This is a genomic window from Arthrobacter sp. YAF17, assembly GCF_052113365.1.
Lineage (GTDB): Bacteria > Actinomycetota > Actinomycetes > Actinomycetales > Micrococcaceae > Arthrobacter.
The window spans coordinates 89,510-111,352 of sequence record NZ_JBFRDB010000010.1; the positions used below are offsets into that span (position 1 = coordinate 89,510).

The 21,843-nt window shown below is 67.2% G+C and carries 22 protein-coding genes, 1 tRNA gene and 1 other RNA gene; 15 read left to right on the forward strand and 9 right to left on the reverse strand.

Going from position 1 to position 21,843, the window contains the following annotated elements; translation table 11 throughout:
- The first annotated feature begins 45 nt into the window (after positions 1–45).
- The 4 genes from AB4Y67_RS10305 (at position 46) to AB4Y67_RS10320 (ending at position 2,964) form a co-directional block, all read left to right on the forward strand.
- Entirely contained in the window at positions 46–867 is an 822-nt protein-coding gene (locus AB4Y67_RS10305; protein WP_441405679.1) for a sugar phosphate isomerase/epimerase family protein, read from the forward strand.
- Entirely contained in the window at positions 864–1,400 is a 537-nt protein-coding gene (locus tag AB4Y67_RS10310; protein WP_441405680.1) for a GNAT family N-acetyltransferase, read from the forward strand. The genes AB4Y67_RS10305 and AB4Y67_RS10310 overlap by 4 nt, the downstream gene beginning before the upstream one ends.
- Before the next feature lie 55 nt (positions 1,401–1,455).
- Complete coding sequence (locus AB4Y67_RS10315; RefSeq protein ID WP_441405681.1) at positions 1,456–2,187, forward strand: DsbA family oxidoreductase; 732 nt, start codon at positions 1,456–1,458, stop codon at positions 2,185–2,187.
- Between the two features lie 138 nt (positions 2,188–2,325).
- Positions 2,326–2,964 (forward strand): TetR/AcrR family transcriptional regulator, encoded by a 639-nt coding sequence (locus AB4Y67_RS10320; protein WP_441405682.1) that lies wholly within the window; start codon positions 2,326–2,328, stop codon positions 2,962–2,964.
- A gap of 34 nt (positions 2,965–2,998) precedes the next feature.
- Here the strand turns inward: AB4Y67_RS10320 and AB4Y67_RS10325 are convergent, their stop codons facing one another.
- Both AB4Y67_RS10325 and AB4Y67_RS10330 read right to left on the reverse strand, forming a co-directional pair.
- The gene (locus AB4Y67_RS10325; RefSeq protein ID WP_441405683.1) at positions 2,999–3,679 is read right to left on the reverse strand and encodes a LytR C-terminal domain-containing protein; all 681 of its coding nucleotides are present in this window, start codon (positions 3,677–3,679) and stop codon (positions 2,999–3,001) included.
- Complete coding sequence (locus AB4Y67_RS10330; protein ID WP_354350719.1) at positions 3,672–3,971, reverse strand: type II toxin-antitoxin system VapB family antitoxin; 300 nt, start codon at positions 3,969–3,971, stop codon at positions 3,672–3,674. The genes AB4Y67_RS10325 and AB4Y67_RS10330 overlap by 8 nt, the downstream gene beginning before the upstream one ends.
- A 179-nt stretch (positions 3,972–4,150) precedes the next feature.
- Between AB4Y67_RS10330 and AB4Y67_RS10335 the strand changes: the two genes are divergently transcribed.
- Entirely contained in the window at positions 4,151–5,065 is a 915-nt protein-coding gene (locus AB4Y67_RS10335; RefSeq protein ID WP_441405684.1) for a hypothetical protein, read from the forward strand.
- A 121-nt stretch (positions 5,066–5,186) separates the two neighbouring features.
- Positions 5,187–6,821, forward strand: a complete 1,635-nt coding sequence (locus AB4Y67_RS10340) for a stealth family protein (protein WP_441405685.1) — start codon at positions 5,187–5,189, stop codon at positions 6,819–6,821.
- Positions 6,822–6,852: 31 nt separating this feature from the next.
- On the opposite strand, the gene AB4Y67_RS10345 is transcribed toward AB4Y67_RS10340, so the two are convergent.
- The 4 genes from AB4Y67_RS10345 to AB4Y67_RS10360 form a co-directional block, all read right to left on the reverse strand.
- Complete coding sequence (locus tag AB4Y67_RS10345; protein ID WP_441405686.1) at positions 6,853–7,794, reverse strand: phosphodiesterase; 942 nt, start codon at positions 7,792–7,794, stop codon at positions 6,853–6,855.
- Between the two features lie 196 nt (positions 7,795–7,990).
- Positions 7,991–9,202, reverse strand: a complete 1,212-nt coding sequence (gene fdhA / locus AB4Y67_RS10350) for a formaldehyde dehydrogenase, glutathione-independent (RefSeq protein ID WP_441405687.1) — start codon at positions 9,200–9,202, stop codon at positions 7,991–7,993.
- A 224-nt stretch (positions 9,203–9,426) separates the two neighbouring features.
- Positions 9,427–9,912 carry a glutathione peroxidase gene (locus tag AB4Y67_RS10355; protein ID WP_441405688.1) on the reverse strand — a complete coding sequence of 162 codons (486 nt, stop codon included), beginning with the start codon at positions 9,910–9,912 and terminating at the stop codon, positions 9,427–9,429.
- A 108-nt stretch (positions 9,913–10,020) separates the two neighbouring features.
- Complete coding sequence (locus AB4Y67_RS10360) at positions 10,021–11,172, reverse strand: M23 family metallopeptidase (RefSeq protein WP_441405704.1); 1,152 nt, start codon at positions 11,170–11,172, stop codon at positions 10,021–10,023.
- Between the two features lie 564 nt (positions 11,173–11,736).
- Here AB4Y67_RS10360 and AB4Y67_RS10365 point away from each other — a divergent pair.
- Positions 11,737–12,648, forward strand: a complete 912-nt coding sequence (locus tag AB4Y67_RS10365) for an oxygenase MpaB family protein (RefSeq protein WP_441405689.1) — start codon at positions 11,737–11,739, stop codon at positions 12,646–12,648.
- A gap of 106 nt (positions 12,649–12,754) precedes the next feature.
- On the opposite strand, the gene AB4Y67_RS10370 is transcribed toward AB4Y67_RS10365, so the two are convergent.
- Positions 12,755–12,839 (reverse strand) — tRNA-Ser (locus AB4Y67_RS10370).
- A gap of 227 nt (positions 12,840–13,066) precedes the next feature.
- Here AB4Y67_RS10370 and ffs point away from each other — a divergent pair.
- The 4 genes from ffs to AB4Y67_RS10390 all read left to right on the forward strand — a co-directional run bounded on the left by ffs (position 13,067) and on the right by AB4Y67_RS10390 (position 18,640).
- An RNA gene (gene ffs, locus AB4Y67_RS10375) (signal recognition particle sRNA small type) lies at positions 13,067–13,163 on the forward strand.
- A 27-nt stretch (positions 13,164–13,190) separates the two neighbouring features.
- Positions 13,191–16,307, forward strand: coding sequence for a DNA polymerase III subunit gamma and tau (locus AB4Y67_RS10380; protein ID WP_441405690.1), 3,117 nt, complete (start codon positions 13,191–13,193; stop codon positions 16,305–16,307).
- A gap of 48 nt (positions 16,308–16,355) precedes the next feature.
- Entirely contained in the window at positions 16,356–16,955 is a 600-nt protein-coding gene (gene recR / locus AB4Y67_RS10385; RefSeq protein ID WP_069950546.1) for a recombination mediator RecR, read from the forward strand.
- Between the two features lie 326 nt (positions 16,956–17,281).
- Complete coding sequence (locus AB4Y67_RS10390) at positions 17,282–18,640, forward strand: aspartate kinase (protein ID WP_441405691.1); 1,359 nt, start codon at positions 17,282–17,284, stop codon at positions 18,638–18,640.
- 120 nt (positions 18,641–18,760) lie between these two features.
- On the opposite strand, the gene AB4Y67_RS10395 is transcribed toward AB4Y67_RS10390, so the two are convergent.
- Together AB4Y67_RS10395 and AB4Y67_RS10400 are read right to left on the reverse strand one after the other, a co-directional pair.
- Complete coding sequence (locus AB4Y67_RS10395; protein WP_441405692.1) at positions 18,761–18,886, reverse strand: hypothetical protein; 126 nt, start codon at positions 18,884–18,886, stop codon at positions 18,761–18,763.
- A 236-nt stretch (positions 18,887–19,122) separates the two neighbouring features.
- Positions 19,123–19,356: a hypothetical protein gene (locus tag AB4Y67_RS10400; RefSeq protein ID WP_441405693.1), complete on the reverse strand. Its 234-nt coding sequence runs from the start codon at positions 19,354–19,356 to the stop codon at positions 19,123–19,125.
- Positions 19,357–19,436: 80 nt separating this feature from the next.
- On the opposite strand from AB4Y67_RS10400, the gene AB4Y67_RS10405 reads away from it, so the two are divergent.
- Genes AB4Y67_RS10405 through AB4Y67_RS10420 form a run of 4 tightly spaced genes read left to right on the forward strand, consistent with a single transcriptional unit; the run spans position 19,437 to position 21,821 of the window.
- Positions 19,437–19,910, forward strand: coding sequence for a MarR family winged helix-turn-helix transcriptional regulator (locus tag AB4Y67_RS10405; protein WP_441405694.1), 474 nt, complete (start codon positions 19,437–19,439; stop codon positions 19,908–19,910).
- Between the two features lie 27 nt (positions 19,911–19,937).
- A complete protein-coding gene (locus AB4Y67_RS10410; protein ID WP_441405695.1) occupies positions 19,938–20,489 on the forward strand; it encodes an SSI family serine proteinase inhibitor in 552 nt (183 codons plus the stop codon).
- Entirely contained in the window at positions 20,458–21,444 is a 987-nt protein-coding gene (locus AB4Y67_RS10415) for a 3-methyladenine DNA glycosylase (protein ID WP_441405696.1), read from the forward strand. The genes AB4Y67_RS10410 and AB4Y67_RS10415 overlap by 32 nt, the downstream gene beginning before the upstream one ends.
- Entirely contained in the window at positions 21,441–21,821 is a 381-nt protein-coding gene (locus AB4Y67_RS10420; protein ID WP_441405697.1) for a serine protease inhibitor, read from the forward strand. Before AB4Y67_RS10415 ends, AB4Y67_RS10420 begins: the two co-directional genes overlap by 4 nt.
- The last annotated feature ends 22 nt before the right edge of the window (positions 21,822–21,843 follow it).

A 21,843-nucleotide genomic window follows, 5' to 3' on the forward strand; every position in this document is an offset into this window, starting at 1 on the left:
TTGGCGCGTCCAACAGGAATCAGCACGTGGGTCTGGGAATCCCCCTTGACCGACGCCAACCTCCCCGGGCTGCTGGCGAAAATGGCCGGCCTGGGTTTTGACGCCGTCGAACTACCGCTGGAAAACGCGGGCGACTTCTCTTCCGGCACCGCACTCAAATCCCTTGCGGATACCGGCCTGAAGCCTTACGTAGTGGGAGCCATGGCGCCGGGGCGGGACCTGGTGGCCGCGGATCAAGCCGCCGTGGAAAGGACCCAGGCCTACCTGGGCGACTGCATCACGATGGCCAGCAGCATCGGTTCCCCGACGGTGTGCGGACCCTTCTACGCCCAAACCGGCAGGGTCTGGCGGATGTCGCGGGACCAGCGGCGGGACGCCTACGCCGAGCTGCGCCGAAACCTCCAACCGGTCGCGGCCCGCGCCCAGGAGTCAGGGGTGGTGCTGGGCATCGAACCCCTGAACAGGTACGAAACGTCGCTGATCAACACAGTGGAGCAGGCGCTTGAGGCGCTGGAGCCCCTGCTCGGGAACGGCGTCGGCCTCGCGCTGGACACCTACCACCTTCACATCGAGGAGCGCTCCGTGGCTGCGGCCGTCCGGGCTGCCGGGGAACATCTGGTGCACGTGCAGGTCTGCGGAAACGACCGCGGCGCCCCCGGCGGGGACCAGACGGACTGGGAAGGCCTCCTGCAGGTCCTCGATGAGGTGGGCTACACGGGACCACTCAACATCGAGAGTTTCACCGTCGAAAATGCCGCCATTGCCGTCGCGGCGTCGATCTGGCGTCCGCTGGCCCCGAGCCAGGATCAGCTGGCTGAAAACGGACTGGCCTTCCTCCGCAGCCTGTGCCGCGACAATGGAGTATGACCCACGTAATCCGCAGAGCAACAACGGACGACGCCGGCCGGCTGGCCGGGCTCGCCGCCGTCACCTTCCCGCTGGCCTGCCCGCCCAGCTCGACGGCGGCGGACATCGCCGCGCACCTCGCTGCCGCCCTCAGCGAGGACAACTTCCGCGCCTACCTGGCCGATCCGGACATCACCATCCTCGTGATCGACGCCGACGGCGAGCTCCGCGGCTACAGCCTCCTCGCCGCCCGGCCCGCCGGGGACCCGGACGTGGCCGCCGCCCTGACCATCCTGCCTTCAACCGAGCTGAGCAAGTGCTACGTCCACCCGGACCACCACGGGCTGGGCGCCGCCGCCGAACTGATGCACGCCAGTATCGTCGAAGCCGCGGGGGCGGGTGCCCGCGGTCTCTGGCTCGGCGTGAACGAGCTGAACGCCCGCGCCATCCGCTTCTACGAAAAGTCCGGCTTCCGCAAGGTCGGCACCAAATCGTTCAGGCTCGGCAGCACCGTAGAACACGACTTCGTGCTGGAGCGCCCGGCCACGCCGTGACCAAGCCGACAGGTCGTCCGGGAATGGCGCCGCACCCGGCGGGGTTGACGCCAGCATGAAGATTGAGATCTGGTCCGACGTGGCCTGCCCCTGGTGCTACATCGGCAAGCGCCGCTTTGAATCCGCCCTCGCTGCCTTCCCGCACCGGGATTCCGTCGAGGTGCAGTGGCGCAGCTACCAGCTGGATCCGTCGCTGCCGGAGCACTACGACGGCACCGAACTGGACTACCTGAGCACCCGCAAGGGCATGGCCCCGGCCCAGGTCGCCGGAATGTTTGCGCACGTGGCGGAGCAGGCCAGGGGCGAGGGGCTCAACTACCGCTTCGACGACGTCGTCGTGGCCAACAGCTTCACCGCCCACCGGCTCATCCACCTCGCCGCGGCCCACGGGAAACAGGACGCCGCGAAGGAACGCCTGCTCAGCGACCACTTCGAGAACGGTAAGGACATCGGCAGCCGGGAGTACCTCACCTCCCTTGGCCTGGACCTCGGGATCGGCGCCGTCGAACTGGACGAACTGTTCACCACCGACAAGTACGCCGACGACGTCCGGCTGGACTTCGAGGAGGGCCAGGCCCTTGGCATCAACGGTGTCCCGTTCTTCGTGATCGACCGGAAGTTCGGGCTCTCCGGCGCCCAGCCGGCCGAGACCTTCACCGCGGCCCTCGAGCAGGCGTGGCAGGAAGGCCAGCCGCTGGTGATGGTGGGAGCCTCCGACGGCGGCGAAGCCGGTACCGCGCCTGCCGCCACCGGCGAATCCTGCGGTCCGGACGGCTGCGCCGTCTGAGGCCCCCGCCGACGTCGGACTCGCCGAAAGCGTCCGGGGTCGCCGGAAGTTTCCGGCGACCGGGCCGGTTTCCGGCGAACCCACGCCCTGGCCGCCGTCGCAGCCGATTTTGCTGACAGATCGCGCTAAAGTGTCTGTATGCCCAGGATTTCGGCCGCGAGCAACGCCGCCCAACGCGCCGAGACCCAGCACCGCATCCTGACGGCCTTCGGCGAGCTCCTCTTCACCCATGGGCTGCCGGGGCTGACCATGACCGACGTCGCCCGTCACGCACGGATCGGCCGCACCGCGGTCTACAACTACTACGCGGACATCGAAGAGCTCCTGATCGCCTACGCGCTGGACGAGACCGAGCGGTTCCTGGTTGACCTGCGGGAATCGCTGGACTCGCTGGAGAACCCGGTGGACCGCCTGGCCCTGTACGTGCGGGCCCAGGTCGAGGACCTCAGCCGGCGCCACCTGCCGCCAGGACCCGCCATGGGCGCCGTGCTGTCCCCGGCGTCGTTCGCGAAGCTTGCGGACCACGTCGGGGAACTCAGTGTGCTCCTGCAGGGCATCCTGCGGGACGGCGTCGCCCAGGGTTTCCTGCCGGAGGCGGACATTGCCCAGCTCGCGCAGCTCATCCATGGAACCCTGTCCTCCAGCGCCGCCCGTGGTGACGGTGCGGGCCAGGACGCGGAGGCGGAAGCCCGGCTGGCCCGCACCGTGCAGTTCGTCCAGCTCGGCGCCGGGGCCCGGTTCGACGACGACGGCCGTCCCCTCCGCCTGCACTCCTGACGCCGCGTGGGCCCGGAGTGCCGGGTGGACAAAGCTAGCTGCCGGGAGCCGGCGTCGCCGTCGGCAGTACGGGCCACTCCGATTCGTCCACGATCCGCCGGTCCTCGCGCGGGCAGGTGAGTTGGCCCGGCGTCTGGTCGACCAGTTCCGGCTTGGCCAATTCCTTGAAGTCTCCGGTGAGGATGACGTCCACGCTCGGGTCCGTCCGGGCGTCCTGGAAGTAGTCCGAGCCGGGCAGGTTGCGCTGGACACTGAACGCCGCAGACTGGCCTGCGGCGCCGGAAACAATCAACGCCACTCCCCGGTAGCTGGACGTCGTGTTGGCGACGTTCCCGACCATGAATTTGCGGGCCGCGAATTCGTCGGCCACGGACCGGGCCAGGCCCGGACGGGACGTCGAGTTGAACACGTTGAGATTAACCTTCTCCGGCGGGGTGTAGTCATACATCGCCTCCGGGCAGACGGACGCGGCAGCCTGGCTGCGCTCCGCCGTCGGGATCTTGATCTGGCCGTTCATGATTGCTATCGCAACCACAATTCCGGCGGCAACCAGCCCGAGCAGCAGCACCAGGACCACGCCGTGCAGGATACGCCTCCGCATTCTGAAAGGGTTGACGCGCAGTTCGTCATCCTCCACGAAGGTGGCGCGCAAATCCGCGCCGGAAATGACCTGGTGCCCGTGCAGGACGGTGACGTCCTTCGGCTTCCTAGCCATTTATCACCAGCACGCGCGCGTGGATCGCCGTGCGCTGGTGCAACGCGGTGCGGACAGCCCGGTGCAGTCCGTCCTCCAGGTACAGGACGCCGCGGTACTCCACGACGTGGGGGAACAGATCGCCGAAGAACGTCGAGTCCTCCGCCAGCAACGCCTCAAGGTCCAGGGTGCGCTTGGTGGTCACCAGTTCGTCCAGCCGGACCGGCCGCGGCGGCAGGGCCGCCCAGTCCTTGGGCGTGCTGTAACCATGGTCGGGGTACGGGCGTCCCTCGCCCACGGCTTTGAATATCACCCTGCAAGCCTAAGTAACTTGGACTGCCAAAGGAATCCGCGACTCCCCGCGTCGGGAGGTTGTAGCCAAACGGTAACCATTTGTCACACCGTCCTGCCCTTGCTGTCACAGTGAAGACCTTGCCGGCGGCACGGTCCACAACACATGCAAAGACGCCCGCCGGCTGGGAGAATGGAGCCATGACACCTCCCGAGACCCCAGCTTCCCACTCGCCGTCGGCCCCGCCCCTGGCACTGCTGCTCGACGTCGACGGTCCCGTGGCGAGTCCCGTCACCCGCGCGGTACAGCCCGCGATCATCGCGGACCTCCTGGCGCTGGCCGCTGCGGGAATCCCGGTCATTTTCAACACCGGCCGTTCCGCCGCGTTCATCCGCGAGCAGGTGATGGAGCCGATGATGGCCGCCGGGATGCCGGAAGACATCCTCATCCACGCCATCTGCGAGAAGGGCGCGGTCTGGTTCAGCTACACCTCCGCCGGCCCCGGCGCAGTCCACGTCGATCACGACCTGGCCATCCCGCGGGCGTTCGGCGACGACGTCCGCCGGCTCGTGGCCGAGGACTACGCCAGCCACATGTTCTTTGACGAGACCAAGCTGGCGATGGTCTCCGTGGAGCAGCACATCTCGGTCGAGAACTCCGACTACCGGGACGAGCAGCAGCTGTTCGACGCCGATGCCATGGAACTGATGGGCCGGCATGGCCTTGGAGTGGTGCGGCTGGACCACCATGCCCCCGATTCCGATGACCGGATCGACTACCGCGTGGATCCGACCATCATCTCCACCGACATCGAATCGGTCCGGCTCGGCAAGGACCTCGGCGCGAGCCGGGCTGTGGAACTGCTGGCGGCCCAGGGCGTCACCCCGCAGGCCTGGCGCACCGTGGGCGACTCCCGCACCGACTACGCCATGGCCGACTGGCTGCACCACAACGACCACCCGGTGAAACACGTCGACGTCCGTCCTGCCGACGGCGTCCCGGTGAAACCATACGAGGTGCTCACCGCGGCAGATCTGGGGCTGGGTGAGGACATCATCCACGACGACGCCGGGGCGGCCTTCCTGCGCGGCTGGCGCACTGCCCTCGCCGGCTGAACCGGCGGGCGGAACCACCCTGCGAACGCAGGGTGGCAGGGCAGGACGAAGGGCCGTTGCGGCCCACACCGGCGGCGTTTCAACCGCGGATTCTCACGGCGATTTTGGAGCGGGCGATATCATGCAAGCAGGGACACATCCACGCAAAGAATCACGGAGAAGCGACATTACAGACTCATTGGTCCAGGACGAGATCTACTACGGCAGCCAGGCATCGGTAGAAGCCCACGATGAGGTCACCTCCGCGGCCGCCGTCGCGAGGTTCCGGACCCGCCAGGACGTTGTGCGCCGGCGCGGCCGGTACGGCCTGATCAATGAGAACCGTACGCCGTACCAGGCCATGGTCGAGGACCTGATGTTCATCCGAGCACTGCTTGATGGCGCCGGCCTCGACTATCTCCTGGTCCGCGGGAACAACCACCGGCCGGTCATTGCCGTGGACTGGAAGGACCGGAAGGAACTCCGCGATGCGCTCGTGGCGGCCTGCCACGACGAGCCTTTCTACTCGATGAGCGTCGACGCGAAAAAGAAGTCCTCGGTGCTGGTGGCCGACGGGGAGCTTTCCCCCAACCGGCAGTCCCGGATCTTCCGGCTGTACCGCCCCCGGGTCGAACCGGAAGGCGGCTTTGAGTTCGGCGCCTCAGCCGGCGTGCAGCTGGAACTGTGGAGTTTCGAAGGCGACCAGCTGATCCTCCCGATCGAGAACTCGCTGACCCGCCGCACGCTCCTGGCCCAGGACGCCGTCCGCGGAACCGTGGAACGCTACGGCAGCACCTGGCCCACCATCGAGAACATGTTCGCGGACCACGCCAGTGACATCAGCTTCGATGTTGATCTCGTGTTCTCCTGGGTCGATGGCAGCTCCCCGGAATACATTGCGGCCCGCCGCGCGCGGATGGCCGGCGTCGTCGTGGGTGAAGGCGACGACCACGAAGCCCGGTTCCGGCAGATCGACGAGCTCAAGTACGCGCTGCGCTCGGTGTACATGTTCGCGCCCTGGATCCGCCGGATCTTCATCGCCACCGACTCCCCCACCCCCTCCTGGCTGGCCGACCACCCGGGCGTCACGATAGTCCGCAGCGAGGAGTTCTTCGCGGACCCCTCCGTGCTGCCCACCCACAACTCGCAGGCCGTGGAGTGCCAGCTCCACCACATCGACGGCCTGTCCGAGCACTTCCTGTACTCGAACGACGACATGTTCTTCGGCCGCGCGGTCGGACCGGACATGTTCTTCACCCCCGGCGGCATCACGAAGTTCATCGAGGCGGAAACCCGGATCGGGCTCGGCGACAACGACGCCGAGCGCAGCGGTTTCGAGAATGCAGCCCGGGTGAACCGCAAACTGCTGTGGAACCGCTTCGGCCGGATCACCACCCGGCACTTGGAACACACGGCCGCCCCGCTGCGCCGCAGCGTCGTGGCCAAGATGGAGCAGGAGTTCCCGGCGGAGTTCGCCAAGACGGCAGCCAGCACGTTCCGCGCGGCGGACAACATCTCGGTGACCAACTCGTTCTACCACTACTACGCGCTGCTGACCGGCCGGGCCGTCACCCAGACGGCGGCCAAGGTGCGTTATGTGGACACCACCGCCAGGGCAGGGCTCAACTACCTGCCCAAACTGCTCGCCAAGCGGAACATGGACTTCTTCTGCCTCAATGACGGCAGCTTCCCCGAGGTCGCGGCCGAGGAAAGGGCCGAGATCGTGACGGACTTCCTGGAGAAGTATTACCCGATCAAGGCGCCCTGGGAAAAGTAGCCTGACAGAGGCAGCCGCCAGCAGCCGGCGGTCAGTTGCTGGCGGTCAGCCGGCGGTTGCCCGGGGTCCTGGCCGGGTCCTCGAGCTTCGCCTTGGAAGGGATCCGGATTCCTGCCGCCGAGATCCTCCGCTGCGTCTCCGCTGCGGTGACGAGCTCGCCGACCGCCGGGGTGTCGCCGAGGAGAACCACGGAATGCACAACCGTGTGCTCGTAGACATGCACGAGGTTGAACGCCTGGCCGCCGTCGCGTCCGCGGGTTCCGCCTACCTCTACGTTAAGGTCCTGCGTGTAACAGGTGGCTGACGCGACGGAGACCGGGATCCCGGCGAAGGTCGCCGTCGTCGAGTAGTGCAGGTGGCCTCCCAGGATGGCCCGGACGTCGGAGTTCCGCAGGACTCCGGCCAGTGCCGACTGGTTTCGCAGCTCCACCAAGACGGCGAGGTCAAGGACCGAGGGTACCGGCGGGTGGTGCAGGGCAAGGATCGTTCCGTCCGGCGCGGGGGTGGCGAGTTCGGCCCCAAGCCACTCCAGCTGTTCAGGGCTCAGCTCGCCGTGGTGGAAGCCCGGGACAGAGGTGTCGAGGGTGATGATCCGCAGCCCGTTGATGAAGTACGTATGGTCCACGGGGGCATCGTCGGCCGGCAGATCCAGCAGGCCGGTGCGGAAGTTCTCCCGGTTGTCGTGGTTTCCCATCGCCCAGATGACCTTCGCGCCCAGCGCCTGGCAGGCGGGCTCCACGATGGCCCGCAGCTTCGCGTAGGCCTCGGGTTCCCCCCGGTCGGCGAGATCGCCGGTGAAGATCACAGCTTCGGGGCGCGCGCCGGAAGCCAGCACTTCGTCGAAGAGTTGTTGGAGCAGGGCGTCGCTGTCGACCACACCATGCAGCGGTGCCGTACCTCCCAGCAGATGGGGGTCACTCAGATGGAGTAGAAAATGACGTGGCCGGGGGTGCTCGGCCTCGATGGGCTCCATTGCTACCTTCCTGGTTGGGTGGGGGCGGTAGCCCCCTGCTTCCCTCTCAGTAATATCTATCCAATCAGACATTCGGCCAACAATGTGCAAACTCCAGTAGGCATGTTTGAAAAAACGGCAACAACGAGTAATCCGGCGGACACATACCTGCCTCGGTATGTGTCCGCCGGAAACTCCTTACTCAGGTACTTGGCGGCTAGTTCAGGTAGCCGTTCGGGTTCAGCACGTACTTCGTGGCCGCGCCGGCGTCGAATTCCGCGTAACCCTTCGGCGCATCCTCCAGCGTGATCGCCTTGGCGTTGACGTTCTTGGCGATGTGGACCTTGTCATGCAGGATGGCCATCATCAGCTGGCGGTTGTACTTCATCACCGGACACTGGCCGGTGGTGAAGCTCAGCGACTTGGCCCAGCCGGTGCCCAGGCTGAGTGAGAGGGCGCCCTTCTTGGCCGCCTCATCGATGCCGCCTGGATCCCCGGTGACGTAGAGCCCGGGGATGCCGAGCGCTCCGCCGGCCGCCGTGATCTCCATCAGCGAGTTGAGCACCGTTGCCGGAGCTTCCTTGGCGTCGTGGCCATGTCCCCTGGCTTCGAATCCGACGGCGTCGACGCCGCAGTCGACTTCCGGAACGCCCAGGATCTGCTCGATCTGCTCGGCGGGCCCGCCCTGGGAAAGGTCGATGGTTTCGCAGCCGAAGCTCCGCGCCTGCTTCAGCCGGTCCGCATTCATGTCGCCGACAATCACGACGGCGGCGCCCAGCAGCTGGGCACTGGTCGCCGCGGCCAGCCCGACCGGGCCGGCTCCCGCGATGTACACGGTGGAGCCGACTCCGACGCCGGCAGTGACGGCGCCGTGGAAGCCGGTCGGAAAGATATCTGACAGCATCGTCAGGTCCATCATCTTCTCGAGGGCCTGGTCCTTGTCCGGGAACTTCAGCAGGTTCCAGTCCGCGTATGGCACCAGGACGTAGTTGGCCTGGCCGCCGACCCACCCGCCCATGTCCACATATCCGTAGGCCGCACCGGGGCGGGCCGGGTTGACGTTCAGGCAAATGCCGGTCTTGCGCTCCTTGCAGTTCCGGCAGCGTCCGCAGGCGATGTTGAAGGGGACGGAACAGATGTCCCCCACCTTGATGAACTCGACGTCCGGCCCGACCTCCACCACTTCACCGGTGATTTCGTGACCGAGCACCAAGTCAGAAGGCGCGGTGGTGCGGCCACGGACCATGTGCTGGTCCGAGCCGCAGATGTTCGTGGCGACGGTTTTGAGGATCACTCCATGGCGCACCGGGCGCCCTACGTTCGCGGGGTTGACCCCCGGGCCGTCTTTAAGTTCGAAGGTGGGGTAGTCAATGTCGATCAGTTCGACCTTGCCCGGCCCCTTGTAGGCAACGGCTTTGTTCCCTGTCATCACTTTCCTCCTGGTTACACGGACCCCCAATAAGAGTGTCCAGTTGTGATTTCCGAAGCGTGCTGATGTACCTTCCCCGGGCGTTCGGCGGCAGTCCGGCCGGCGCGCTGACGCGCGTCGGGGACGTGGGCGTGCCCCATTTACTTGGAAGGTCCGGCCAGTCTAGGCGGGAAGCATGCTTAGGGATAGGGGCCCTTGTCCCCTTGCGGTCTGGGAGTCGGCTCTCAGCTGAGAGCCGACTCAACCGCCTCAATGACGTCCGGCGCGTCCGGCTCCACCGTCGGGGCGAAACGGGCCACTACGACGCCGTCGCGGTTCACGAGGAACTTCTCAAAGTTCCATTTCACCAATCCCGGCAGGACGCCGTTCCTGAATTTGGTGAGCTCGGCGTAGAGCGGGTGCTGCTTCCTGCCGCGGACATTCGCCTTGGTGGTAAGCGGGAAAGTGACGCCGAAGTTCCGTTCGCAGAATTCGGCGATCTCGGAGTCCGCGGCAGGCTCCTGGCCTGCGAACTGGTTGCACGGGACGCCGAGGACCTGGAAGCCCTGATCGCGGAATTTGTTGTGCAGGGCCTCAAGTCCTGCGTACTGCGGAGTGAACCCGCACTGGGACGCGACGTTCACCACCAGCACCACTTCGCCCTTGAAGCGGCCAAAGTCGGTGTCCGTTCCATCTATCAAAGTGAGCGGAATGCTGTGGAGAGAGGTCATGGGCGGGTTCCTCGCGAAGTCGGAGTGAAGATCGTGTTCCGGACGGTGTCCGGGGTTAATTTCGATAGTCATTCGATACCAACGCGCGAGTGTATGGGTTTATGCCTGCTACGGTCCGGGTGTCAACGACGGGTCAATGGGCGCCGACGGTTCAGTGGACTGGGTGGGCGGTGCAGGTGCCGACGTGGGCACCGGCGGTGGCGGCGGTGGCGGCGCAGGTATCACGACGGGCGGAGGTGGCGGCGGAGGTATCACGACGGGCGGAGGCGGCGCGGGAATAACGACGGGCGGAGGCGGCGCAGGTATCACAACGGGCGGAGGTGGCGGCGGAGGCGCAGGATCGCCGGTGGGTGCCAACGTGGGCGGTGGCAGCACAGGTTCCTCAACGGGAGGCGGCGGCACGGGTTCCACAACGGACGGGGGCGGCACTGGCGGCGTGGTGGGCTCCGGGGACAGAGTCGGCGTCGGGGTTTCCGCGGGCGGCGGCGTTGTAGTGCCGGGCGGCGGCGTTGTAGTGCCGGGCGGCGGGGGGTTGCTTGCGGAGGGGGTGTCACTCGGAAAATGGAAATCTCCCGGCGCTGTGGTTCCCCCTGGGGATCCGCTCGGCGGCTGGCTGGGTTCAGGCGTGGGCGTGTCCGATCGGGTCTTCGTCGGTGACAGGGCGTCCCCGGTCGGCGAAGTGGGCGCGGCCGCAGGCGAAGACGGCGTGCCAGACCACGCCGAGGCGGGCGATTCGTTGGCTCCGCCGGCCACCACGTGCGTCCTGTCTTCGGACACCGGAATGGCCCAGCCGAGGGACGTGTTGGACGGCTTGCCGGCGTCGGGGGCGTAGCTGATCATGTCGATGGTGCCCAGCTGGTCAGTCTGTGTGATCGGCAACAGCGTCCAGTCGTGGGGGTTCTTGTGGGAACCGTTCAGGATGGTCTCAAAATGCAGGTGGCAGCCGGTGGACGATCCCGTGGTCCCCACCCGGGCAATGACCTCGCCCACCCGAACCGAGTCCCCCTTCTGGACGGCGATCGCTTCCAGGTGATTGTAAGTGGTGATGAGCCCGTTGCCGTGGTCGATTTCTACGCGGTTTCCGCCACCCCACGGGTGCCAGCCGACTGCGCGCACAACTCCGGAGTCTGCTGAATATACCCGGGTGCCACAGGCCGCGGCGTAGTCCTGCCCCCAGTGAAATTCACCCGATGACCCTGTGATTGGGCTGGTCCGCAGCCCGAACGGCGAGGACTCGAAAAGCGATTCTAGGGGCGCCATAAGAAAGCCCTCTGCCGGCCGCCTCAGCCCGGCGGACGCTACGTTGAGTTCACCTGGAACGCCGTCTTTGGAGGTCGTCACGACCGTGGACCGGGTGTAGGCCACGAGCGCCAGGGCGTCTGCCGTGAAAGTTGACGGGGCCACGGCCTCAGCGCCCGGGCCGGTGGGAGCGCCGGTGGTTCCCGGGTCCAGGACGCCGGGTCCCACAACGCCGGAGGCCAGCGCCGGGGTCGGCGTAACCGCGGCTCCGGTGCCGGACAGGCCCGGGACTCCAAAGGTCAGGACCGCCAGCGAAAGGCAGAAACCCCCGGACAAACAGCGCACAGCAACGATGCGCGCTCTGACTGCCTGCTCACTCGATGAGTTTCCCCAGTGTTTTCCCACGACGTGACTCCTGCATTCTGTCCGCCAGTCCCCCTTTTCGCGGACTCACGTTCCTATGGGACCACAATCGGGTGGCACTGGGAACCGTAAAAGCTACCCCTTTCAAACACAAGTGGCGGCCCAGTAGCACTAGGTATCGTGGCAAGTACTGGGCATGGCAGCCGTGGGCGAGAATGGAGTATGCGCAACGTCCTTAGGGAATGGCAGGCCGAACTCAAGCAGACGTTTACCGGGACCCGGGACGCCGTGCCGGAGTGGGTGCCGCGGCTGGCGGAAGGCGACGATCCTGGTTTCCACCGGCCAGGTTCCGCGGTCTGGGCCGTGCATGGGGACATGCCGACGATTGTGGCGGGCATTCGGGCCCTGCTGATGCAGGCGCTCCATCCCGGCGCGCTGGCCGGCGTCCATGACCACTCCCGATTCCGCGAGGATCCGCTGGGCCGGCTTGCGGGAACCATCCGCTGGATCTTCACGGTGTCCTATGGCTCAACCGCCGCGGCCCGGGCAGCCTCCGACTGGGTGCTCCGGCTGCACGAATCGGTGCGCGGGGACTATGTGGACGGGCACGGGATTCCCCGGAGCTACATGGCGAATGATCCGGAACTGCTCCGCTGGGTCCATATCGCATTCACCGACGCGTTCCTCTCGGCGCACAAGATCTGGGGCCGGACGATCCCGGGCGGCCCCGATGCCTACGTGCGCGAGTGGGCGCAAGCCGGCGAATTGATGGGTGTGGAGTCCCCGCCGCGCAGCGAGGAGGCCATGCGCCGTCAGCTGGACCACTGGTACGACGCCGGTGAGCTCCGTTCCGACGCAAGAGTCGCCGAGACGGTGGCGTTCATCCGTAATCCGCCGCTCCACCCCGCGCTGAGGCCGGGCTACCGGGTACTGTTCGCGGCGGCCGTGTTGAGCCTCGAGCCCAAATACCGCGAGCTGCTGGGCCTCCGGACCGCGCGGCTGGGCCCGCTCCCCTTGCCTGTGCGCCTGGCCACCAGGGTGACACTCGGCGTCGTTCATCTTGCACTGGGCCGGATGGGACCGAGCGAGCAGGCTGCCCGGGCCCGGCTCCGCAGGCTGGGCTACCAGGCCTGAGGACTGAACGGTCCCGGTCCGGGGTCGGGCCGGGGTCGGGGAGGGGAGTCCCGGGAACTGCTAGGGGATGCAAAAAGGCCCCGGTCCAAGGGACCGGGGCCAACCGCGGAGAATGGGGGATTTGAACCCCCGAGGGCGTTAACCCAACACGCGTTCCAGGCGTGCGCCATAGGCCGCTAGGCGAATTCTCCAGTAGCTTCTGAATCAAAAGCAGATACTAGACTACCTGAACTTCCCGGCATCGCCCAATTGGCTCTCAGCCCCCCCCGCACCAACGGGACATGCCCCGCTCCCGCCGCGACCGACGGACACCCTCCTGCCATGCCCACTCCGGCAGCCAAAACGGGCATGTCCGCCGTGATTTCCCGGGCCAAAAGTGCACGATTCGGGGCACACTCGATCGTCGGGTAAACTTGCTGACGGCCCCTCATGTGGCGTCATCCTGTTGAACTCCCCCAGGACCGGAAGGTAGCAAGGGTAAATGGGCTCTGGCGGGTGCATGAGGGGTCTTTTATGTCTGTGCCGATTGGTAGGGTTTAGCTGTGACTGTTACTACCGCTCTTTACCGTAGATACCGCCCCGATTCGTTCGCGGACGTTATCGGGCAGGAACACGTCACCGAGCCGTTGATGACGGCCCTGCGCAAGAACCGCGTGAACCACGCCTACCTCTTTTCGGGCCCGCGCGGTTGCGGAAAAACGACATCGGCCCGCATCCTCGCCCGTTGCCTGAACTGCGCCGAGGGCCCCACGGACACCCCCTGCGGCAAGTGCCCCAGCTGCGTCGAGCTCGCCCGCGGCGGCTCCGGATCCCTGGACGTCATCGAAATCGACGCCGCCAGCCACGGCGGTGTGGACGACGCCCGCGACCTCCGCGAACGGGCCACCTACGCCCCCGTCCGGGACCGCTACAAAATCTTCATCATTGACGAGGCCCACATGGTCACGTCCGCCGGCTTTAACGCCCTGCTTAAGATCGTCGAAGAACCGCCGGAACACATCAAGTTCATCTTCGCCACCACGGAGCCGGACAAGGTCATCGGAACCATCCGCTCCCGCACGCACCACTACCCGTTCCGGCTGGTGCCGCCGGAGCCGCTCATGGCTTACCTCGAGCTGCTCTGCACGCAGGAGAACGTCCCCGTTGCGCCCGGCGTGCTCTCGCTCGTCATCCGCGCCGGCGGCGGTTCCGTCCGTGACTCGCTCTCCGTACTGGACCAGCTCATGGCCGGCGCCGGACCAAACGGCCTGGACTACGAACTCGCCGTCGCCCTGCTGGGCTACACCCATGCCTCCCTCCTCGACGACGTCGTGGAGGCCGTGGCTGCCTCCGACGCCGCCACCGTGTTCCGCGCAGTGGACCGCGTCATCCAGACCGGACATGATCCCCGCCGTTTCGTGGAGGACCTGCTCGAGCGCTTCCGGGACCTCATCATCGTCCAGGCCATGCCGGAAAGCGCCCAGTCGATCCTCCGCGGCATGCCCGCAGACCAGATCGCGCGCATGCAAAACCAGGCCCACAACCTCGGCGCGGCCGAGCTGTCCCGGGCAGCGGATGTCACCAACACCGCCCTGACCGAGATGACCGGCGCCACTTCCCCTCGGCTGCACCTCGAGCTGCTGTGTGCCCGCATCCTGCTGCCGTCCTCCGAGCAGACTGAGCGCGGAATTGCCGCCCGCATCGACCGCGTGGAACGGCGCCTGAATTACGCCGGGAACGACGTCGGGGCTCCCGCGGCTCCGACGGCTCCGGTCCCGGCGGCGGCAGCCCCGGCGGTTCCGGCAGCGGCAGCTCCGACGGCCGCCACCCCTGGCTTGGCACCTGAGCGCGACGCCGAACCGGCCAGGGAAACGCTTACCCCGCCGCGTGTCAGCACCGGCGACTGGCCCGTCGATGAGCCCGCCGTAGCCAACCGCGCGGCTTCCGGGCGAGCCACGGCTCCCCAGGCTTCCGCGCCCGTGCCGCCGGCTCCGGYACCCGTCGCGTCACCCGCTCCGGCTCCCTCCGGCACGGCCCCGGCGGCACCTGTCCCCTCCGCGCCCGCCCCGTCCGCGCCCGCTCCGTCCGCACTGGCAGCTGCAGCACCGGTCCAGAACCAGCCGGCCCCTTTGCCTCCTGCGGCAGCGCCCGYCGCGGTGTCCGGTTCCGGTTCCGGATCCGGTCCCGACGTCGAGGTCCTCCGCCGTGCCTGGCCGGAGATCCTGCAGACGCTGACCAAGATCAAACGGAGCACCTGGGCCCTCGTCGAACCGAATGCCCAGGTGGGCCACTTCGAGGACCACGTCCTGACGCTTGCTTTCACCACCTCCGGGCTGGCCGGGGCGTTCGGCCGGGCGGACCACTCCGAGAACCTGCGGCAGGCGATCCACAAGACCATCGGCATCGAATGCCAGATCACCGCAGTGGCCAGTGGAAGCAACAGCGCAGCGAGCTCTGAGCCAAACCCAAAAGCACCCGTTAGCCGGGACGTCCCGGCCACGTCCACCGACGCTGACTGGGGTCTGCCCCCGGCGGACGTCGCGGTTCCATCCGTCCCGGTTCAAGCCGCCCCGTCGCACGCCGAGGCACCGAAGTCGGCGCCTGCCGCCCAGCCGCCGTCGGCGCCCGCCGCCCAGCCCCCGTCGGCTCCGGCTGCAGCGACCATTGCCGTCACTCCGGCTCCTCCAACTGCAGCGACCTCCCCGGTTGCCCAGGCTCCCGCATCTCCGGTGGCTCCGCCCCGGGCACCAGCTACCCAGGCGCCGTCCCCCGCTCCGGGGACTGTTGCCCCTTCGGAAACCCCCGTGCCCGCGCCGGCAAACGAACCGCCGGGCGCCTCGTCTGAGGGCGCCGGATCCTACGCCTACCCGGACGATGACTGGGGCCCGCCGCGCGACGAGGACGCGCCGCCACTGGACGAGGAGCCGCCCATGGACTGGGACCCGTCGGCGCCCGCCGTGGTGCGGTCCGTCCAGCCGGCCGCCGCGCCCGCGACCGTTGGCCAAAAGAAGGCCGCGCCGGCCCGCTCCCGCGCCGCGTCCAAGCCGGCCCCTGCCAATGGTCCTGCCCCCCAGACGCCGGATACCGCCGACGACCCGTGGGCACGCGCCGTCGAGGAGGCCCCAGGGATCTGGGCTGTCGGCACGGATTCCAATATCGGGAGCCACCGGCCGGACGAGCCTGTGGCGCCCGAGCCCACCCCTGAGCCGGAACCGCCGCATTACGAACCCGCGGCGGCCCAGGTCCCGCACTACGCCGCAGCAGTGTCGGCGTCCACCGCCTATGAGCCAGTGGAGACGTCGTCGAACGGCTGGGGAGACTCCGTCGAGTTGGTGCCGGCCGGCGCCGCCATAGCTTCAGCCCCGGCAAGCGCTTCGCTCACCACAGCAGCAGCCTCACCACTTGCGGCCCCTGCACCCCCGGCCGAACCAACCACGACGGGCCGGCAAAGCCTCTACCAGCGGCTGTCCAACAGCCCCGAAGCCGAGGCCGGACGCGCCAAGGCTCCGGCCCGCGCCGCGGCCGCCACCGCCACCTACGTCCAGGACATCCCGAGCGCGGACGACGAAACGATCGAGGAATCGGGCGTCTTCGGGCGGGCCGCCGTCGAACGCATCCTGGGCGGAAAACTCGTGGAAGAGCGCTCACTGGACGGAAGCCCGCTGCCGCCGCGCTTCTAGCCCCCGCCGAACTTCGGCCCGCCATCACCCCCAACGAACGAGGACATTGTGTACGAAGGTGCAGTTCAAGAGCTGATCGACGAGCTCGGACGCCTTCCCGGAGTCGGACCCAAGTCCGCCCAGCGGCTGGCCTTCCACATCCTTGAGGCCGACCCGCAGGACATGAAACGTCTCGTGGACGCCATCACCACGGTCAAGGAACGGGTCAAATTCTGCACGGTGTGCGGCAACGTGACGGAGCAGGAACTCTGCAATATCTGCCGCGACCCACGCCGGGACCCCTCGATCATCTGCGTCGTCGAGGAATCCAAGGACGTCCTCGCCGTCGAACGCACCCGCTCCTTCCGCGGCCGGTACCATGTGCTGGGCGGGGCCATTAACCCCATCGCCGGCATCGGGCCCGAGCAGCTCCGGATCCGCGAACTGCTTACCCGCCTCAACGACGGCGCCATCCAGGAAATCATCATCGCGACGGACCCCAACCTTGAGGGCGAGGCCACCGCGACCTACCTGGCGCGCATGCTGAAGTCGATCGGCATCGCCGTCACCCGGCTGGCATCGGGCCTGCCGGTGGGAGGAGACCTCGAGTACGCCGACGAGGTCACCCTGGGCCGCGCCTTCGAAGGCCGCCGCAACGCCCTGAGCTGAGCGGGGACCCCGGATCACATCGGTGACATCCTCCGCCCCGATGTAACCCCGCTGTGGACATGCCCAGCTCCTGCGCCCAGGAATGGACATAGTGCCGATATGTCCATCCGCCGGCCCTGCCGGAGGGCATGTGCGGACGGGTCGGAGCGCATGTCCGGTCGTGGGCCGCGACGGAGGGCATGTCCCGTGGAGCCGGAGCCCAGGTGTCTGGCATGCGGTCACAATTCAGCAACCGGGGCACCACGGCGATAAACTGGGCGGAGAAGTTACGCCGTCGCGCCGTTTGGTTGCTTGGCCCATAACCCCGATCCAGTGAGGGTGCGCGCATGAGTTTGCCCACTACAGAAGTCCACCCCGGACCGCAGCCACAGGAGCTGCCCGTCTCTGCCACCACCACGAAGCATCTTGTGGTGAAGAAGTTCGGCGGTTCCTCCGTGGCGGACGCGGAGGGCATTAAGCGCGTGGCCCGGCGGATCGTGGATGCCCAGAACGCCGGCGACGAGGTGGTCGTGGTTGTGTCTGCCATGGGCGACACCACCGATGAGCTCCTGGACCTCGCATCGCAGGTCACCGATTCTGCCCCGGCCCGGGAAATGGACATGCTCCTTTCCGCCGGGGAACGCATTTCCATGGCACTGCTCGCCATGGCCATCAACAAGTTCGGCGCCTCGGCCCAGTCCTTCACCGGCTCCCAGGCCGGCATGATCACCGACGGCATCCACGGCAAGGCCCGGATCATCGACGTCGACCCGCACCGCATCCGCACCGCCCTGGACAAGGGGCATGTTGCGATCGTCGCGGGATTCCAGGGCATGAGCCGGACCACCAACGAAGTTACGACCCTGGGCCGCGGCGGCTCGGACACGACGGCAGTGGCGCTGGCCGCCGCCCTCGACGCCGATGTGTGCGAGATATATACCGACGTCGACGGGATCTACACCGCCGATCCTCGCGTTGTGCCGTCCGCCCGTAAGATTGACCGGATCTCCAGCGAGGAAATGCTCGAGCTCGCGGCGTCCGGCGCCAAGATCCTGCACCTGCGCTGCGTTGAATACGCGCGCCGTTTCGGTGTGCCCCTGCACGTCCGTTCCTCATTCAGCCAGAACGAAGGCACCTGGGTCCTGCCCGGCGCCGACGACAAGATCACAACGCAAGAGGGAGTCGCCTTGGAGCAGCCAATCATCTCCGGAGTTGCACACGACCGTTCCGAGGCCAAGGTCACCGTTGTGGGGGTTCCCGATATCCCCGGCAAGGCCGCCGCGATCTTCCAGGTCATCGCCGATGCGCACTCGAACATCGACATGATCGTCCAGAACGTCTCCACCCACGGCACCGGCCGGACCGACATTTCGTTCACGCTGCCGATCGTGGAAGGCGCCGACGCCCTGGCCGCCCTGCATGCCGCGCAGGACCGGATCGGCTTCGAGAGCATCGAGTACAACGAGAAGATCGGCAAGCTGTCGCTGATCGGCGCCGGCATGCGCTCCCACCCCGGCGTCTCGGCGCGGTTCTTCGCGGCACTTTCGGAGGCCGGGATCAACATCAACATGATTTCCACGTCGGAGATCCGGATTTCCGTCGTCACGCACGCGGACCTTCTGGACGACGCCGTGCGCGCGATTCACCGGGCCTTCGACCTGGACAGTGAAGACGAGGCCACGGTCTATGGCGGCACCGGCCGCTAAGGCGCCCCGCCTGGAGTAGCACCAAGGCTCAACCGGCAAAGGGAGCGGCGTCCGCCGCTCCCTTTGCCATGTCCGCCCTTTGTTGGGCCCCGCGCTTTTCATGTCCCCGCGGGCCCAGGTTCAGATTTCCTCCTTGGGAAGGTCTTCCTTCCGGACCGCGTAGCGATGTCCCTGCGCGTCGGTCTCCACTTCGAAACCGGCAAGGTCCGTTTCGGAGGCGTGCTCGTAGTCGTCATTTTTGTGCACGACCGGCGCCGCGGTATCTCCCCGCGAGGCAGGGCCGAAAAGGAAGCGTGCCCAGGAGGACGGGTGCAGGTGCTGTCTCAGTGCAGCTTTTCTCAGAGCAAGTGCCACAATTCCCACCCCCTCTCCAGCCTTCGAGTCATGCGGAACGGCCAGTGCCCTCATTTTACGCCCGACGGCGGGAAAAGGAATGGCCGCCGACAGGTGGGAATCTCAGCCTGGGGCCAGGCCGGGTAAACCTACCGCAGCGACTTGTCCCCCGGGTCGCGGGGCACGACATAGGTGCTGCCGTCGGGGCGGCGGAGTGTTTCCCACTGCAGGGTTTCGGCTTCGCGCTGGGCCAGCAACTGCCGGTTCTGCTCGGTCATCTCGTGCCCAAGGGCGCTGCGGTTGGCCGGTCCGAAGATCATGCGGAGCTTGCCCATCCTGTGCATGAACCTCTGGGAGGCGTTTGCGGTACTTTCCTCTGCCATCACTATCCACTCCTCTGAACGGGACGTCCCCTTCAGTGTACGCTAATGATTAGTGCACTAACTATCTAGGGAGGGCCCACGTGACAGATGTGACCGAAGGAACCCAGGACGACCTCCTGCTGGAACACCAGCTCTGCTTCGCCCTCACTGTGGCCTCGCGCAGCGTGGTCGGCGCGTACAAACCCGTACTGGACAAGCTCGGACTGACCCATCCCCAGTACCTCGTAATGCTGTGCCTCTGGGAATCCAGCCCACGTTCCGTTCGCGACATCAGCGACGCCCTCGCCCAGGAACCGGCGACCATCTCGCCCCTCCTGCGCCGCCTGGAGACGGCCGGTTTCATCACCCGCCAACGTGTGCCCGGCGACGAACGGACCCTTGCCGTGGGCCTGACCCCGGAGGGCGCAGCGCTCCGGCAACAGGCCACGGCCGTGCCGGGAACCATGATGGACCGGCTGGGCCTGACCCGCGAACAGGTCACCCATCTACATGCCGCCATGATGGATCTGATTGCAGCCACGAACACCGTCCCCGGGGGCCCGCCCCGGCGGTAGACTGGGCGAAACACAGGAGGACAGCTAATGCGCAAGCAAGTGAGACACGCGGCCCTGGTTCTGATGGTGGCGGCCGGACTGGCAGCATGCTCACCAGGCGGCGGTCCCGCCCCCACAGCCAGCGCCCCCACTGGCACTGCGAGCCCGACCGCGACGGGCACCCCGTCACCGGACACCGAAACCAAGACTCCTGCCCCCTCGCCGTCCGCCGCACCCGTAACCTCCGGACCCGGCCAAGGCAACGCCGAACTCGCGATCATGGTCAAGCCTTCCGAGACCGGAACCCCGGAGAACTACACGCTCGTGTGCGTGGACGGCGTCCCTTCAGCTGAAAGCCAGCATCCCGACGCTGCCGCCGCCTGCCTCGCCCTGAAGACCAACGCCGCGATCCTCAGCCCCGCGCCCCGGCCCACGGACCAGGCCTGCACCATGCAGTACGGCGGCCCGCAAGTGGCAACAGTGACCGGCGTCGTGGACGGCCAACCTGTCGAAGTTAACTTCAGCCTGCGCGACGGCTGCGAGATCGCCACCTGGAACGCCGCCAAGGATGTCCTTGGCACCACCGGCGGAGCTGTCTAAGCTGCAACACCTCCCCCAGGACGACTGGTCGACCCGCCAGGCCGCCCATCAGGCGCGCGTCCGGCGCTATGCCGACCCGTACCTCGCCCGGAGGTCGGCGGGCCAGAAACACCCGGTCGAGGACTTCCTCTTCACGTATTACACGCAGAAACCGGGCCAGCTGCTGCGCTGGCACGCGGGCGCCGGCGTCGTGCTCTCCGGTCCTGCCGCGGCAGAGCGCGCGGGCTGGAAATACTACCGCGTGCCCGACGACGGCGAACTCGCCGCCGCCGGGCTGCCCGCGGGCACGCCCGCCGCTACAGTCGACGTCGAAGCGTTCGCGCGGGACCGCCGGGACGCCCTGCAGTTCGCCGGGATCATCCTGGCCGGGACGGCGGCGAGGCCGGCCCAGTTCGGCTGCTTCGGGCTGCACGAATGGGCCATGGTCTACCGGCAGGACAAATTCGAGCTCCGGCACGAATACCTCCGGCTGCGGCTCGGCTCCGAACGGACCGATCAGGTGGTCGAGGACAACCGGATCCGCTGCTCGCACTTCGACGCCTTCCGCTTCTACACCCCGGACGCCGTCCCGCTGAACAGCCTGGAGCCGAGCCGGGAGAACCAACGGACCATGGAACAGCCGGGCTGCCTGCACGCCAACATGGACCTGTACAAGTGGGCCTACAAATTGGCGCCGCTGCTCCCCAGCGAGCTGGTGATGGACTGCTTCGAGCTCTCCTGGCGGATCCGGGCCATGGACATGCAGGCGTCCCCCTACGACTTGAACGCGTGGGGCTATCCCGCCATCCTGATCGAGACCCCCGAAGGCAAAGCCGAGTACGTCGAGTACCAGCGGGCTTTTTCCGCCGAATCGCAGGAACTGCGGCAGCGTCTCCTGCGGGAGCTGTCGCCCGCGCTCCAGTTGACGGGCTCCGGCCGGAACCCTGCCCCCGATAGCAAGGAAGGACCGCTATGACAGCCGCTCACAACAGTCACCGCCGCCACGAGATAGACCTGACCGTCCGCCTGACGGAGGCGCCGGAGGCCCCGGAATACGTCTTCCGGCTGGCGGCAAGCGGCGGTGCCCTCGCCGAGGAGTGCACGCTGCCGGATTCCGCGGCCGCCCTCGCGGCCGTGGAGCAGCACGGGGAGGACATCTTCTTCCCCAAGCCCGGTCCGCCGAAGATGTGCACCCAACAGTACGGAGGCCCGCAGGTGGCTGTGGTGACCGGCTGGTTCCTGGGCCGGGAGGTCGCCAGCCAGTTCAGCCGCACCGACGGCTGCGAGATTGCCCGGTGGCGTGCCATGGCGCCGTTGCTGGGCGGCATTGCCGGTTCCACCGGAGCAATCTAAGACGACAGCCGCCAACTGGCGG

What these genes read in the sequence shown, in the direction of transcription:
- AB4Y67_RS10420 (WP_441405697.1), top strand. Translation starts at nt 21,441, where the DNA reads ATGACAGCCGCTCACAACAGTCACCGCCGCCACGAGATAGACCTGACC.
- AB4Y67_RS10325 (WP_441405683.1), bottom strand. Translation starts at nt 3,679, where the DNA reads ATGGCTAGGAAGCCGAAGGACGTCACCGTCCTGCACGGGCACCAGGTC.
- AB4Y67_RS10360 (WP_441405704.1), bottom strand. Translation starts at nt 11,172, where the DNA reads ATGGCGCCCCTAGAATCGCTTTTCGAGTCCTCGCCGTTCGGGCTGCGG.
- AB4Y67_RS10315 (WP_441405681.1), top strand. Translation starts at nt 1,456, where the DNA reads ATGAAGATTGAGATCTGGTCCGACGTGGCCTGCCCCTGGTGCTACATC.
- AB4Y67_RS10335 (WP_441405684.1), top strand. Translation starts at nt 4,151, where the DNA reads ATGACACCTCCCGAGACCCCAGCTTCCCACTCGCCGTCGGCCCCGCCC.
- AB4Y67_RS10355 (WP_441405688.1), bottom strand. Translation starts at nt 9,912, where the DNA reads ATGACCTCTCTCCACAGCATTCCGCTCACTTTGATAGATGGAACGGAC.
- AB4Y67_RS10410 (WP_441405695.1), top strand. Translation starts at nt 19,938, where the DNA reads ATGCGCAAGCAAGTGAGACACGCGGCCCTGGTTCTGATGGTGGCGGCC.
- AB4Y67_RS10345 (WP_441405686.1), bottom strand. Translation starts at nt 7,794, where the DNA reads ATGGAGCCCATCGAGGCCGAGCACCCCCGGCCACGTCATTTTCTACTC.
- AB4Y67_RS10310 (WP_441405680.1), top strand. Translation starts at nt 864, where the DNA reads ATGACCCACGTAATCCGCAGAGCAACAACGGACGACGCCGGCCGGCTG.
- fdhA (WP_441405687.1), bottom strand. Translation starts at nt 9,202, where the DNA reads ATGACAGGGAACAAAGCCGTTGCCTACAAGGGGCCGGGCAAGGTCGAA.
- AB4Y67_RS10320 (WP_441405682.1), top strand. Translation starts at nt 2,326, where the DNA reads ATGCCCAGGATTTCGGCCGCGAGCAACGCCGCCCAACGCGCCGAGACC.
- AB4Y67_RS10340 (WP_441405685.1), top strand. Translation starts at nt 5,187, where the DNA reads ATGCAAGCAGGGACACATCCACGCAAAGAATCACGGAGAAGCGACATT.
- AB4Y67_RS10365 (WP_441405689.1), top strand. Translation starts at nt 11,737, where the DNA reads ATGCGCAACGTCCTTAGGGAATGGCAGGCCGAACTCAAGCAGACGTTT.
- AB4Y67_RS10400 (WP_441405693.1), bottom strand. Translation starts at nt 19,356, where the DNA reads ATGGCAGAGGAAAGTACCGCAAACGCCTCCCAGAGGTTCATGCACAGG.
- AB4Y67_RS10390 (WP_441405691.1), top strand. Translation starts at nt 17,282, where the DNA reads ATGAGTTTGCCCACTACAGAAGTCCACCCCGGACCGCAGCCACAGGAG.
- AB4Y67_RS10415 (WP_441405696.1), top strand. Translation starts at nt 20,458, where the DNA reads ATGTCCTTGGCACCACCGGCGGAGCTGTCTAAGCTGCAACACCTCCCC.